Origin of the sequence: Streptomyces sp. NPDC058295 (assembly GCF_042880655.1) — a bacterium.
Classification (GTDB): domain Bacteria; phylum Actinomycetota; class Actinomycetes; order Streptomycetales; family Streptomycetaceae; genus Streptomyces; species Streptomyces coriariae.
The window spans coordinates 20,677-34,387 of the sequence record NZ_JBHVYO010000056.1 but is presented as its reverse complement, the minus strand read 5'-3'; the positions used below and the strand labels follow the sequence as shown (position 1 = coordinate 34,387).

11 protein-coding genes are annotated in these 13,711 nt (G+C 70.4%); 6 read left to right on the top strand and 5 right to left on the bottom strand.

The features are described from left to right. Nucleotides 1–58: 58 nt before the first annotated feature. Complete coding sequence (locus tag ACFVYS_RS37650) at nt 59–2,014, bottom strand: amino acid transporter (protein WP_389509535.1); 1,956 nt, start codon at nt 2,012–2,014, stop codon at nt 59–61. 396 nt (nt 2,015–2,410) lie between these two features. Between ACFVYS_RS37650 and ACFVYS_RS37645 the strand changes: the two genes are divergently transcribed. From ACFVYS_RS37645 to ACFVYS_RS37630, 4 genes are all read left to right on the top strand, one after another. Beyond that, a complete protein-coding gene (locus ACFVYS_RS37645) occupies nt 2,411–3,703 on the top strand; it encodes an extracellular solute-binding protein (protein ID WP_389509557.1) in 1,293 nt (430 codons plus the stop codon). A gap of 6 nt (nt 3,704–3,709) precedes the next feature. Continuing rightward, nucleotides 3,710–4,708 carry a carbohydrate ABC transporter permease gene (locus tag ACFVYS_RS37640; RefSeq protein ID WP_389509534.1) on the top strand — a complete coding sequence of 333 codons (999 nt, stop codon included), beginning with the start codon at nt 3,710–3,712 and terminating at the stop codon, nt 4,706–4,708. Between the two features lie 83 nt (nt 4,709–4,791). Further along, nucleotides 4,792–5,556, top strand: a complete 765-nt coding sequence (locus ACFVYS_RS37635; RefSeq protein WP_389509555.1) for a carbohydrate ABC transporter permease — start codon at nt 4,792–4,794, stop codon at nt 5,554–5,556. Nucleotides 5,557–5,606: 50 nt separating this feature from the next. Beyond that, nucleotides 5,607–6,680 (top strand): endo-1,4-beta-xylanase, encoded by a 1,074-nt coding sequence (locus ACFVYS_RS37630; protein ID WP_389509532.1) that lies wholly within the window; start codon nt 5,607–5,609, stop codon nt 6,678–6,680. On the opposite strand, the gene ACFVYS_RS37625 is transcribed toward ACFVYS_RS37630, so the two are convergent. From ACFVYS_RS37625 to ACFVYS_RS37615, 3 genes are all read right to left on the bottom strand, one after another. Next, entirely contained in the window at nt 6,673–7,722 is a 1,050-nt protein-coding gene (locus ACFVYS_RS37625; protein WP_389509553.1) for a LacI family DNA-binding transcriptional regulator, read from the bottom strand. The two genes, ACFVYS_RS37630 and ACFVYS_RS37625, sit on opposite strands and share 8 nt — an antisense overlap. A gap of 243 nt (nt 7,723–7,965) precedes the next feature. Continuing rightward, nucleotides 7,966–8,154, bottom strand: a complete 189-nt coding sequence (locus ACFVYS_RS37620) for a DUF5999 family protein (RefSeq protein ID WP_020132802.1) — start codon at nt 8,152–8,154, stop codon at nt 7,966–7,968. A gap of 360 nt (nt 8,155–8,514) precedes the next feature. Continuing rightward, nucleotides 8,515–9,105: a hypothetical protein gene (locus tag ACFVYS_RS37615; protein ID WP_389509530.1), complete on the bottom strand. Its 591-nt coding sequence runs from the start codon at nt 9,103–9,105 to the stop codon at nt 8,515–8,517. A gap of 572 nt (nt 9,106–9,677) precedes the next feature. On the opposite strand from ACFVYS_RS37615, the gene ACFVYS_RS37610 reads away from it, so the two are divergent. Together ACFVYS_RS37610 and ACFVYS_RS37605 are read left to right on the top strand one after the other, a co-directional pair. Next, a complete protein-coding gene (locus ACFVYS_RS37610) occupies nt 9,678–11,195 on the top strand; it encodes a glutamate--cysteine ligase (RefSeq protein ID WP_389509528.1) in 1,518 nt (505 codons plus the stop codon). A gap of 846 nt (nt 11,196–12,041) precedes the next feature. Continuing rightward, nucleotides 12,042–12,821, top strand: coding sequence for a CPBP family intramembrane glutamic endopeptidase (locus ACFVYS_RS37605; RefSeq protein ID WP_389509526.1), 780 nt, complete (start codon nt 12,042–12,044; stop codon nt 12,819–12,821). 30 nt (nt 12,822–12,851) lie between these two features. Here the strand turns inward: ACFVYS_RS37605 and ACFVYS_RS37600 are convergent, their stop codons facing one another. Then, complete coding sequence (locus tag ACFVYS_RS37600; protein ID WP_389509524.1) at nt 12,852–13,661, bottom strand: PhzF family phenazine biosynthesis protein; 810 nt, start codon at nt 13,659–13,661, stop codon at nt 12,852–12,854. Between the last annotated feature and the right edge of the window lie 50 nt (nt 13,662–13,711).

The following is a 13,711-nucleotide window of genomic DNA, read 5'->3' as shown; positions in this document are numbered from 1 at the left end:
GATCGCTTCGGATCGCTTTGGATCGCTAGGGTGGCGTCGGGACGCCGGCCGGGGGCGGTCAGCCGGTGTGGACGCGGGGGCGGCGGTCGCGGTCCGGTTCGGCCTCGCGCAGGACCTCCCGGGTGACCGGAGCGACCTCGCCCTGGCCGAACAGGAAGAAGCGCAGGAAGTTGGCGAAGGGGTTGCCCTCGGTCCACTCGAAGTAGATGTGCGGGATGCAGCCGGTGGAGTCCCGGGTGTGCAGCAGCAGCGCGGCCAGGGCGTTGGAGATGGAGGAGGACTCCAGGGTCAGGACGCGGTAGCGGCCGTGCAGCACCTCGCCGCGTACGGTCAGGCCCGACTCGAACTCGGAGGGGTCGACGACGGTGACCTCGACGAAGACGAAATCCCCGCCGGGGATGTCGTTGTCCTGCCGGATCTGTTCGATCTTGTCGCGGTACTCGGCCTTGTCGCGCTGGTCGGGCTCGTTGGCGATGAACCGTATCTTGCGGCTGGCCATGTCCCGGACGAAACGTTCCGCCATCGAGTCCAGCGTCACGCTGGTCACCCGTAGCTCGAAGGCTCGGGCCAGCCGGGACAGCAGCGAGACCAGGATGATGCCCGCGATGAAGCAGGCGCCGATCTTCACGCCGTCGGGGCGCTCGATGACGTTCACGACGGTCACATAGAGCAGGACCGCCGAGATCATGGCGAAGCCGACCGTCCAGCCCCGCTGCCGGGCGCGGCGGGCGGCGATGGTCACCGCGATCGCCGCCGAGGACATCAGGACCAGGACGCCGGTGGCGTAGGCGCCGCCCTGGGCGTCGACGTCGGCGTCGAAGATCCAGGTGACCAGGAAGGCGACGAGGGTGAAGACGATGACCATGGGGCGGACGGCGCGGGCCCAGTGCGGGGCCATGCCGTAGCGGGGGAGGTAGCGGGGCATCAGGTTGAGCAGCCCGGCCATGGCGGAGGCGCCGGCGAACCACAGGATGGCGATCGTCGACCCGTCGTACACCGTGCCGAAGGCGTTGCCCAGGTACTCGTGGGCGAGGTACGCGAGAGCGCGCCCGTTGGCCTGGCCGCCGGACTCGAACTCCTGCTCCGGGATCAGCACCGTGGTGATGAAGCTGGTGGCGATCAGGAAGACGCTCATGATCAGGGCGGCCGTCGTCAGCAGCTTCTTCGTGTCCCGGATGCGGCCCCTGGGGTGCTCCGCGGTGTCGTCCGGGTCTCCCTGGACGTGCGGCATGACCGCGACGCCGGTCTCGAAGCCGGACAGGCCCAGCGCGAGCTTGGGGAAGACCAGCAGGGAGACGCCGATCATCACGAACACATTGCCGTGTTCGGCGGTCAGCGCGTCGGCCCAGTCGGTGACCACATGGCCCTCGGTGACCACATGCCACAGACCGACGGCCACGACGACGACGTTCAGGCCGAGATAGACGACGACCAGCGCGACCGCGACGCCGATGGCCTCCAGGAAGCCCTTGAGGAACACGGCGCCGAGCAGGGCGACGAGGACGAGCGTGATCACCAGCTGCCGGTCGTGCAGGGCGCTGGTGAGGTGCGGGTTCTCGACCAGATGGGTCGAGGCGTCCGCCGCGGACAGCGTGATCGTGATCAGGAAGTCGGTGGCGGCGAATCCGAGCAGGGTCAGGACGAACAGCTTGCCCTTCCAGAAGGACAGCAGCCGTTCCAGCATCGCGATCGAGCCCTCGCCGTGCGGACTCTCCTCGGCGACGCGCCGGTAGACCGGCAGGGCGCCCGCCAGGGTGACGATCACCAGCACGATCGTCGCCACCGGCGAGAGCAGGCCGGCCGCGAGGGCGGCGATACCCGGCTGGTAGCCGAGGGTCGAGAAGTAGTCGACGCCGGTCAGGCACATGACCCGGTACCAGCGTTGCCCCTTGTGCTCGGGCGCGGTCTCGGTGTCCGGGGCCGCCTGGTGAGCGTGGCCCTTGCCCATGTCGGACAGACCCTCCAGCATCCAGGCGCGCAGGCGACCGGGAGGAGGGTGCTCGGTGGTGGCCATCGGGCGCTCCTGAGGTGCGGATCGGCGTGTGGTTTCGGCCATCACGCGGACGGCGGAATCAGCGTAAGCGGAGAGTGACGCCTGGGCCCTTGGATCATGGGCGGCACGGCGTCAAGCTTCCGTTAAGACTGGTCGCGGGGCGGACACGCAGCGTGACGCACCGCCTGGTTTGTTTCCGGCCGTAGGGGCATTACCCCCGCCCGCTTCGTAATGTTCGCCGACTGATCCGAATGTTTCGATGCTTTCCGGCGCCTCGCTGAGCCTTCTCTCGTGAAAAGACCCCCGGATTCCCTGTGTTCAAGGGGTTGCCACCCGTCCGAGGGTGTCTCTAGGGTGCGGCAGCAGCGAAGCTTTCTGGATCTGGTTCGAAACTTTCGATCTATCAAGGAGCGCATGATGGGCGACCCGGCACTCTCCCGCCGCGGCTTTCTGGCGGCCTCCGCCGCGGCCGGTCTGAGCATGACGGCACTGAGCGCCTGCGGCGGCGACTCGGACGGAGGGTCGTCGGGGACGACCACCATCGAGTGGTGGAACATCTCCACCACCCAGCCGGCCAAGGACGTCTGGGCCGCTCTCGCCAAGCAGTTCGAGGCCCAGAACCCCAAGGTGAAGATCAAGATCGTGCAGTTGGAGAACGACGCCTACAAGTCGAAGATGACGGCGCTGACCGCGTCGGGGAAGCTGCCCGACATCTTCCACACCTGGGGCGGCGGTGTCCTGAAACAGCAGGTCGACGCCGGGCTCGTCGAGGACCTCACGGAGCGGACGAAGGGGTGGGGCGACGGACTGCTGTCGGTCGCCCGTGCGCCCTACCTGCTCGACGAGAAGGCGTACGGCATCCCGTTCGACATCGGCATGATCGGTTTCTGGTACAACAAGGCGCTCTTCGAGCAGGCCGGAATCAGCGCTCCACCGACCACCTGGAGCGCCTTCCTCGACGCGGTGCGCAAGCTGAAGGCCGCCGGTATCACGCCCCTCGCGCTCGCGGGCAAGGAGAAGTGGCCGGGTATGTACTTCTGGGCCTATCTCGCGATGCGCACCGCCGGGGTCGACGCCCTGACGAAGGCCGGGGACGACAAGGACTTCACCGGGGACGGGTTCGTCCAGGCCGGACAGCACCTCCAGGACCTCGTCGACCTCAAGCCGTTCCAGAAGGGCTTCCTCGGCGCCGCCTACTCCAGCCCCACCGGCCAGGCCGCCGCCGTCGGCAACGGCAAGGCGGCGATGGAACTCATGGGTCAGTGGGCGCCGTCGGTGGAGGCCGACGCGGGCAAGGGCCTCGGGGTGAAGCTCGGCTTCTTCCCGTTCCCGGCGGTCGACGGGGGCAAGGGTGTGATCACCGAGGTGTTCGGCGGAGGCGGCGGGCACGCTCTGCGCAAGGACGCCCCGCAGGCGGCCGTCGACTTCCTGAAGTTCTTCGCCTCCGCCGCCACGGACACCGAACTGGTCAAGAAGACCGGGGTGCTGCCCGTCCTGCCGGCCGCGGAGAGCGCCATCACCGACCCCAACATCAAGGCCGTACAGGCCCAGTTGAAGGCCGCCACCGGCTTCCAGCTCTACCTCGACCAGGCCTACGCGCCGGCCCTCGGCCAGGAGGTCAACGACAGCGTCGCCGCCCTCATAGCCGGGTCCAAGTCGCCTCAGCAGGTCACCGAGTCGATCACCAAGGTCGCGAAGGAAGAGCAGTAGCAGGCGATGACCTCCACCTTCCTTCCGGACAAGCGCAGCGGCCCGGACGTCGGCCCGCCGCCCCCTTCTCCCGGCTCGGGCCGGAGCCGGACGCGGCGGCGGGCGCGGCACTGGCTCACCGCCGTCGGCTTCCAGGTGCCGGCGCTGGTGCTCTTCGGCACGCTCGTGCTGCTGCCGATGCTGTTCGCGCTGTACGCCTCGTTCTTCCGCTGGGGCGGCTTCGGCATGCCCGACGACTACATCGGCGGCGACAACTTCACCCGGCTCTTCCAGGACCCGGTGTTCCTGGGCGACCTGTGGCGCTGTCTGCTCCTGGTCGGGCTCTCGCTCGTCCTGCAGCTGCCGTTCGCGCTCGCCCTCGCCGTCGCGCTCAACCAGAAGATCCGCGGCCGGGCCGTGTACCGGATGCTGTTCTTCGCGCCGTACATCCTCTCCGAGGCGATCACCGGCGTGCTGTTCAGCATGATCTTCGCCCCGGACGACGGTCTCGCCGACCACGTCCTGGGGGCGGTCGGCCTGGACGGGGCGGGCGGCCAGTGGTTCGCCGACCCCTCCACCGTCATGGCCACCCTCTTCCTGGTCATGACGTGGAAGTACTTCGGCTTCCACATGATGCTCTACCTCGCCGGACTCCAGTCCATCCCGGCCGAGTTGACGGAGGCCGCCCTGATCGACGGAGCGGGTCCCTGGCAGCGCTTCCGCAACGTCACCCTGCCGCTGCTCGCGCCGACCCTGCGGATCAGCGTCTTCCTGTCGGTCATCGGCTCGATCCAGCTCTTCGACCTGGTGTGGGTGGTCACCGCGGGTGGCCCCGACCACCACTCCGAGACGATGGCCGTGACCATGTTCCAGTACGGCTTCAAGCGCTACCAGGTCGGCTACGCCAGCGCGATCAGCGTGGCCATGTTCGGCATCAGTCTCGTCTTCGCCCTCGCCTACCAGCGGTTCGTGCTCCGCCGGGACCTTCAGGGCGCCACCACGACCATGCGAGGAGGCGGCGCGTGAAAACCCGTGAGACCGGCCGGAGCACCCGCCGGACCGGCCGGACACTTCCCCTGCACCTCGTCCTCGGGCTCGTCGGCGCGGTGATGGCCGTACCGCTCGGCTACGCCGTGCTGTCCGGCTTCAAGTCCACCGACCAGCTCTCCCGCAACCCCATCGGCCTGCCCGATCCCTGGGTCACGTCCAACTACACGGACATCCTCGGCTCCGGCTCCTTCTGGCAGCTCGTCGGCAGCAGCACGCTCATCGCGGCCGGTACGACCGTGGTGGTCGTCGCGGTCTCCGCGCTGGCCGCCTTCTCCTTCGCCCGGTTCGCGTTCCGCGGCCGGGAGATGCTGTTCACCCTGTTCACGATGGGGCTGATGTTCCCCTTCGCGGTGGCGGCACTGCCCCTGTTCCTGCTGCTGCGCTCGATCGGACTGCTGGACAACCCGCTCGGCGTGATCCTGCCGCAGGCCGCCTTCGGGCTGCCGATGACCATCGTCGTCCTGCGCGGGTTCTTCCGGCAGATCCCCGCCGAGCTGGAGGAGGCGGCCACCCTCGACGGCTGCGGACCCCTCGGCTTCTTCTGGCGGGTCCTGCTGCCCATGGCAAGGCCCGCCCTCGGCACGGTCTCGGTGCTCGCCGTCGTCGGCAGCTGGAACAACTTCCTGCTGCCGCTGCTGGTATTCAACGAACCCACCTGGTGGACCATCCCGATCGGCGTCCAGCAGTTCCAGGGCCAGTACTCCGCGGAGTACGCGCGCGTCTTCGCCTATCTCGTCCTCGCCATGGTGCCCGCCCTGGCGTTCTACTCCGTCGCCGAGCGCCAGCTCGTCGGCGGCCTCACCGCCGGCGCCACCAAGGGATGACGCGCGCCCGCGGACCCGTACGGCTCACCCCTACCGTGAGGAGTCGCACCATGCCCAGCACCGCCGCCCGCACCCGGCTCAGACTCGCCGGCGCCCTCGCAGCCGTCCTGGTCGCCTCCGGTGTCGCCACCGGACCGGCCGCCCAGGCGCACGAGGGCCCGGCGCACGGAAAGCCGCGTACGACCCTCGCCGACCTCGCGCAGCGCCACGGCCGCTACTTCGGCAGCGCCACCGACAACCCCGAACTCACCGACACCGCCTATACGAAGATCCTGGGCGAGGAGTTCGACATGATCACCCCGGGCAACGGCATGAAGTGGTACGCCACCGAGCCGCAGCAGGGCGTCTTCGACTGGACGGCCGGCGACGAGATCGTCGACCTCGCGCGCGACCACCACCAGAAGGTCCGCGCCCACACCCTCGTCTGGCACAGCCAGCTGCCCGGCTGGCTGACCGGCAGGGAGTGGACGGCGGACGAGCTGCGGGCCGTCCTGAAGAACCACATCCAGACCGAGGTGCGCCACTACCGGGGCAAGGTCTACGCCTGGGACGTCGTCAACGAGGCGTTCAACGAGGACGGCACCTACCGCGAGACGGTCTTCTACAAGACGCTCGGCCCGGGTTACATCGCCGACGCCCTGCGGTGGGCCCACCAGGCCGACCCGAAGGCGAAGCTCTACCTCAACGACTACAACATCGAGGCCGTCGGCCCGAAGAGCGACGCCTACTACGCCCTCGCCAAGGAGCTGAAGGCCCAGCGCGTGCCGCTCGACGGCATCGGCCTCCAGGCGCACCTCGCCCTCCAGTACGGCTATCCGACGAGCCTGGAGGACAACCTCCGCCGCTTCTCCCGGCTCGGCCTGGACACCGCGCTCACCGAGGTCGACGTCCGGATGCTGCTGCCCGCGACCGACGAGAAGCTGGCCCAACAGGCCGACTGGTACCGGGACATGACCGAGGCGTGCCTCGCGGTGCGGAGGTGCGTGGGCATCACCGTCTGGGACTACACCGACAAGTACTCGTGGATTCCGGCGTTCTTCCCCGGCGAGGGCGCGGCGCTGCCCTGGGACGAGCAGCTCGCGCCGAAGCCGGCCTACCGGGCGATCCGGGAGGCGCTCAGCTAGGGCCTGTCCGGCCGGACAGACCCTGGGCGGAGCGGGGCGGCGCGGTGCTCGAACGGACCACCAGCTCGGTGCCCAGTTCCACCCGCGGCGAGTCGGGGCGCTCGCCGCGGGCCAGGCTCAGGACGGTGCGGGCGGCCAGTTTGCCCATGTCGGCGAGCGGCTGGCGGACGGTGGTCAACGGCGGTGCGGACCAGCGGACTTCCGGAAGGTCGTCGAAACCGACCACGCTCATGTCCTCCGGGGCCCGCAGTCCGCGCCGGCGCAGCGCCTCGATCGCGCCGAGCGCCATCTGGTCGCTGGCCGCGAACACGGCGGTCGGCGGTTCGGGCAGACCGAGCAGGGCGGTGCAACCGGTGAAGCCCGACTCGGGGCGGAAGTCGCCGGGGACGACGAGGGTCTCGTCCACGGCGAGACCGGCCGCCTCCAGAGCGGCCCGGTAGCCGTCGTAGCGGGCGCGGGAGCACAGCAGCCGGGGCGGGCCGGCGATCAGGCCGATCCTCCGGTGGCCCAGCGACAGCAGATGCTCGGTGGCCACCAGGCCGCCCGCCCAGTTGGCGGCGCCGATGGTCGGGGTGTCGACGGCGGGGGAGCCCATCGGATCGACGACGACCAGCGGGACGCCCAGGATGCGCAACTGCTCGTGCAGCGTGGGCTCGAGGGCCGAGGTGACGAGGATGACGCCGTCGGAGGCGCGGGCGCGCAGGTTGCGCATCCACTCGCGGGCGTCGCCCGAGCGGCCGTGGATCGCCGACACCACGGTGCCCACCCCGGCCGCGTGGGCGACCTCCTCGACCCCCCGGATGATCTCCACCGCCCAGGGGCTGTCGAGGTCGTTGAAGACCAGGTCGAGCAGTGCGGCCCGGGTGCGGGCGGCGGCGGGGCGCTTGCGGTAGCCGTGCACCCGCAGCAGGTCCTCGACCCGGGCCCTGGTACCCGGCGAGACGTCCGAGCGGCCGTTGACGACCCGGGACACGGTCGGCACCGAGACGCCGGCCCGGCGGGCGATCTCCGTGATCGTGATTCTGCCCCGGGACACGGGCATGGTGTCGTCCGCTGTCACTTCCCCACCTCCGTCGCGTGGTTCCGGACGTGGCGCCGAAACTTCCAGAATTCTTCCGGAACATGCGCTCTCGTGGGAAGGGATACCCGGGTACGCGCCACGCCGAGACGGGGCGACTACGGGGAGTGAGCTGCTGTGAACGTGCGTCGGGGCCGGTTCGCGGTGGTCTCCGCGGGCCGGCCCCTCATGTCTGCGGACGGCGGTCCCGCGCCGTCCGGCTGATGCTCAGGCGGCGGTCACGACCCGGTGAGGGGCGATGACCCGGCCGTCCGGCAGGAGCTCACCGGTGTCCTCGAAGAGCAGGACGCCGTTGCACAGCAGGCTCCAGCCCTGCTCCGGGTGGTGCGCCGTGAGGCGCGCGGATTCCCGGTCGGCTGAGGTCGCTGTCGGGCACGGTGGCTGGTGCTGGCACATGGATGGGAACTTCCGCTCTGGCGTGAGGTCTGAGATGGCTGTGGTGTCTGTTCCGCGGCGTGAAACGTCGTTCATGGCCGCCCCCCGTTGTGATAAGTCCGTCGGAACCCAGTGTTGCCCCACGGAGGTCGTTCCGCAGGGATTTCGCGGCACCGCTTCTCACAGGTTCATGACGCATCACCCGCGCGGGGCGGTTCATCCCAACCGCACTGTCACTTCGGGTGGTTCCCGGTGGCCGAATGGGGCTAGTCCGGACGGCGCCCGGGAGGTTCTCGGGTCCACGGACGCGCCGTACCCCGCCACCGGGGCCGCGGTGACGGGGTACGGGGTGCGGGGTCGGCCGGTCGAGGGGCCGAACGGTCAGGCCGGCGAACCGAGCAGGGGCGGGGTCGCGGGGGTGACACGGAGAGTGAGCAGCGGAAGCAGATCGGCTACCCGGTGCGCGCGGTGTGCGGCGATCCCGGGCGGTGCCGGGGCCAACGGCACCAGGAGGTCGGTCGGGGCGGGATGCCCCGTGGTGCCGTCCGACGAACTGTCCCCGTGCAGCCAGAGGGTGAGCATGTAGAGCCCGGGCACCGACAGCAGCCGCGCCTGGAACGGCTGGGCGGTCGACTCGGCCTGGCGCAGGGCGCGTTCGGTGGAGGCGATGTAGGGGCCTTCGAAGAAGTGCGAGAACGCCCAGCCGTCCGGGGTGAGCCGGGTCTCGGCCGCGGCCACGGCGCGGTCGCCGCAGCGGATCAGGAAGCGCCAGCCGGCCAGCCGGGTCGCGGCCACGCCTTCGGGGGCGATCCGGTCCAGGACGTGCAGGGGCAGCGGGAGTTCGGGAGTGACATCGCCCTGAGCGGTGCGCAGGGCGGGCGTACGAGCCTCGCGGACCGCGGTGGGGGAACCGAGTGCCATGAGGACGGAGCGAAGGGCGGGCGCGGGGGCCGGGGGGACATGCAAAGGCATGGTGGGTCGCCTCTCATTCGACAGGCACGGTGGCGCGAGGGCGTGGGCGGACGGCGCTGTCAGCTGGCTCTCGAACAGGTCGGAGAGGCGGGGGCCGGAGTCTGGGGGTGCGGGGGTGCGCGAGCGGCCTGCCGTCACCTCGACGACAGGCTCCTTCGACTGTGGGCGCCAACCTTCTCTGCCTTGTCCGCGAAGTTTATACGACATGTGTTCAGACTGTGTTTCGTCTAGTCGATCCCGGGACACTCGGCAAGGGTTCATTCGGTCGGCGATAGGGGTGAATCATCCCGATTCAGAGCGGGGCGCGCGGCGATGACCTCGGCTTATGTGCGTGACGCGGTCGGCGTATTTCCGTCGGCGTTTTTCACGAGTTCCATATTTCGTGAAAGGGCCTTCGGCCGCATGCCCCGTGAATGTGCCAGCGGTCACCGCCGCTGGCTTTCGGTCAGCGTAGCGGGTGCCGGGCCGCGTGGGGGACGTTATCGATCGGCCCGGCTGGGCATCATCCCACCTGACCGGGATCATCCGGCGGCCGGGATCGCCGGTCCGCCCACGCGAGGAGGGACGCTTCGATGGGGGAAAAGGTCGTGGCAGGCGCGTTCGACCTGTCCGATCGTCAGCACTACCGGGACAAGCTCCGGCGGTGTCTGACGGGGCTCGAGCGGCTCCTGGCCCAGAAGCGCTTCGACCGCCCCAAGAACCTCATGGGGCTCGAGATCGAACTGAATCTCGCGGGTGCCGACGGCCAGCCGAGAATGCTGAATGGGCAAGTACTGGAGAGGATCGCGAGCCGAGATTTCCAAACAGAACTCGCCATGTTCAATCTGGAAGTGAACATAGCCCCACATCGATTGGGGGGCCGGGTATTCGACCGGCTCGCGGAAGAACTCCGTACGTCACTGGCATATGCCCACCGAAAGGCGGGCGAGGTCGACGCCGGTATCGTGATGATCGGTATTCTGCCCACGCTCGACCGGGACGACCTGGTCTCGTCGAACCTTTCCGAGGTAGACCGCTACACCCTCCTCAACGACCAGATCGTGGCCGCCAGGGGAGAGGAGTTCGCCCTGGAGATCGACGGGGTCGAGCGGCTGTCGTGCACCTCGAAGTCGATCGTGCCCGAGGCGGCCTGCACCTCCGTGCAACTGCACCTCCAGGTCACGCCGGGCCGCTTCGCCGCGGTGTGGAACGCCGCGCAGGCGGTCACCGCCGCGCAGATCGCCGTCGGCGCCAACTCGCCCTTCCTGTTCGGTCACGAGCTGTGGCGGGAGTCGCGGCCCCCGCTGTTCCAGCAGGCCACCGACACCCGGCCACCGGAACTGCAGGCGCAGGGCGTACGGCCGCGGACGTGGTTCGGGGAGCGGTGGGTCGGTTCGGCGTACGAGCTGTTCGAGGAGAACCTGCGGTTCTTCCCGCCGCTGCTGCCGATCTGCGACGACGAGGACCCGTTGGAGGTCCTGGACGCGGGCGGGGTGCCCTCGCTCGCCGAACTCGTCCTGCACAACGGTACGGTCTACCGCTGGAACCGGCCCGTCTACGGCATCGCCGACGGCGTTCCGCACCTGCGGGTGGAGAACCGTGTCCTGCCCGCCGGGCCGACCGTGACCGACGTGGTCGCCAACGCGGCCTTCTACTACGGCGTGGTCCGGGCCCTGGCCGAGGAGTCCCGGCCGGTGTGGTCCCGGCTGCCGTTCGAGGTGGCCGAGGCCAACTTCGACGCGGCCTGCCGGTACGGGATCGAGGCGCGGCTCCAGTGGCCGCGGCGCGGGCGGCTGGGCGGTCTGGCCGAGGTGGACGCGGTGAGTCTCGTACGGGACGAGCTGCTGCCGCTGGCGGAGGCGGGGCTGGACGGGTGGGGCGTGGAGCCGGCCGACCGTGACTTCTATCTGGGGGTCATCGAGGAGCGGTGCCGACGGCGGACCAACGGGGCGAGCTGGCAGGTGGCGACGTTCCACCGGGCGGTGGAGGCGGGGTTGTCGCGGGACGCGGCGCTGGCGGCGACCACGCGGCGGTACGCGGAGCTGATGCATCTGGGGGAGCCGGTGCATACGTGGCCCGTGGGGTTGCCGGAGCCTGCGTCCTTGGGGTGAGGCGGGGTGGGGCCCCGGGCCCGAGGAGGCCCGGGGGCTCGGGGGCCCAAGGGCGCGGGGAGGCTCGGGGCTCTCGGTGGTTCGTCGGCTGCGGGGCGGTGGGGGCTGGTCGCGCAGTTCCCCGCGCCCGTGGGTGGGGTCAGCAGGGGTCCCGGTCCCGGTCCCGGTCCCGGTCCGGGTCCGGGTCCGGGGCGGTTTACGCGCCGACCCGTGGGGCCGGGGTGACCGGGGTCGCCTTGCGGTCGGCGGTGATCCGCTGGACCCACAGGTCCGAGTCGGCCATCCACACCTGCGCGTCCGGGTCCCTGCCGCCGCCGGCGTCTCGGCGACCTTGGACGACTCGCGTGCCGTGACGCCGACCGCGAGGCACTGTCCGTCGGAGGTGAGCCCGCTGTCCTCGGCCTGCTCGGCCGCGACCGAGAGCGCCGGGGTCACGTCCGGGGAGGCGGCCACGGTCAGCCGCACGGGGTGTTCGCGGCAGGGCGAGCCGAAGGAGAGTAACCCGCTGCGCACGGCGGCCGCGGCACACCCGGCGACCGTGAGCACGAGGGCGGTCGCGAGGGCCACGGTGCGGCGGCGGAGCCGCGGACGGGGGTCGCTGCCGCCCGCCCCGTACTGATCGGGCAAGCTGTGACGTCCCATGACGGTGGCGCCCCTCCCTGCCGGCCCCCGTGGCGGATTTCCGCCGCTCGGCCTGCGAAGGGGAGGTACACCCCGTACGGCGCCCGTCCCCCGACGGCCTGTCACGCACGATCTTCGTCACTTCTTTCGAGACCCTGGCGAGGCAGGGGTGGGGATGCGGCGGGAACGCAACCGGAGGCACGTGTGCAGGTGGAGGCAGGGTAGGTGGCTGATTCTTTTCCGCGGGAGCAGCTCTCGCGGCGGATTTTCCGCAATGAGACACTGCTCGTTCTGGGGGTTTCGCTCGGTGCGAGCGGTGTGTCGGCCCTGATCAGTTTTGTCGGATCGGTCACCGAGCCGGGCGGTCTGAAGGACCAGGCGGCGACCCTCAACGCCTCGGCCGCGCCCGGTCGTCCATGGCTCGATCTCGCCTGGCAGCTGTTCTGGATCGCCAAGGCGCTCGTCCCGGTGGCCCTGGTCGCGCACTTCCTGCTGCGCGAGGGACAGGGGCTGAGGACCCTGGGCTTCGACCGCACCCGGCCTTGGCCGGACCTCGGTCGCGGGGCGGCGATCGCGGCGGTGATCGGCAGCACGGGCATCGCCTTCTACCTGGCGGCGCGCGGCCTCGGCTTCAACCTCACGGTGGTGCCGGAGGCGCTGCCGGACGTGTGGTGGAAGTACCCGGTGCTGATCTTGTCCGCGCTGCAGAACGCGATCCTCGAAGAGGTCGTCGTCGTCGGCTATCTGCTGCGCCGGCTGGGGCAGTTGGGCTGGACTCCGGGCACCGCGCTCGTGGCCAGCGCCGTGCTGCGCGGCTCCTACCACCTCTACCAGGGCATCGGCGGCTTCCTCGGCAACATGGCGATGGGCGTGGTGTTCGTCTACCTCTACCGGCGCTGGGGCCGGGTGGGCCCCCTGGTGGTGGCCCACTCCCTGCTCGACATCGGAGCCTTCGTGGGATACGCGCTGCTGGCGGGGAAGGTGGGGTGGCTGCCGACGGCGTGAGCCGGCCCGGACGTCCCCGCCGGACAGCACTCAGGCGAGCAGTTCGCCCTCGATGACCGTGACCGCTCGGCCGCTCAGCAGGGTGCGCTCGCCGCACAGTTCGGTGCGGACCCGGCCGGCCCGGGGCGAGGCCTGGAGGCCGATCAGGGCGGTGCGGCCGAGCCGCTCGGCCCAGTAGGGCGCCAGGGCGGTGTGGGCGCTGCCGGTCACCGGGTCCTCGTCGATGCCGATGTTCGGGAAGAAGCAGCGGGAGACGAAGTCGTATCCGAGGTCCGCGTTCTCGGCGCGGGCGGTCGCGATGATGCCGCGGCGTGAGTGAGCGGCCAGGGCCTTGTGGTCGGGCCGCAGGGCGTGCACGGTCTTCTCGTCGGCCAGCTCGATCAGCAGGTCGCCGACGTGCGGTCCGGTGTCGACACAGGCGAGCGGCTCGGCGCCCAGGGCGTCGGCGACGCCGGCCGGGATCTCGACCCCGGTCAGCGGGGCGGTCGGGAAGTCCAGGGTGATCGAGCCGTCCTCGGCCGGCGTCGCGACGAGGACACCGCTGCGGGTGGCGAAGCGCACCGGGCCCTCGTGGGCGCCCGTGGTGTGCAGGACATGGGCCGTGGCGAGCGTGGCGTGGCCGCACATGTCGACCTCGGCGACGGGCGTGAACCAGCGCAGGGCCCAGTCCGCCTCGCCGCCCTCGGGGAGCGGGTGGGCGAACGCCGTCTCGGCGTGGTTGACCTCCAGAGCCACGTTCTGGAGCCGGTTGTCGTCCGGGAAGGCGTCCAGGAGCAGGACCCCGGCCGGGTTGCCGGTGAAGGGGCGGTCGGTGAAGGCGTCGACGATTCGAATGCGCATGCCGGTGACGGTAGGCGGTGGGCGCAGCCGTCGGCCAAGGCCAATCCGCG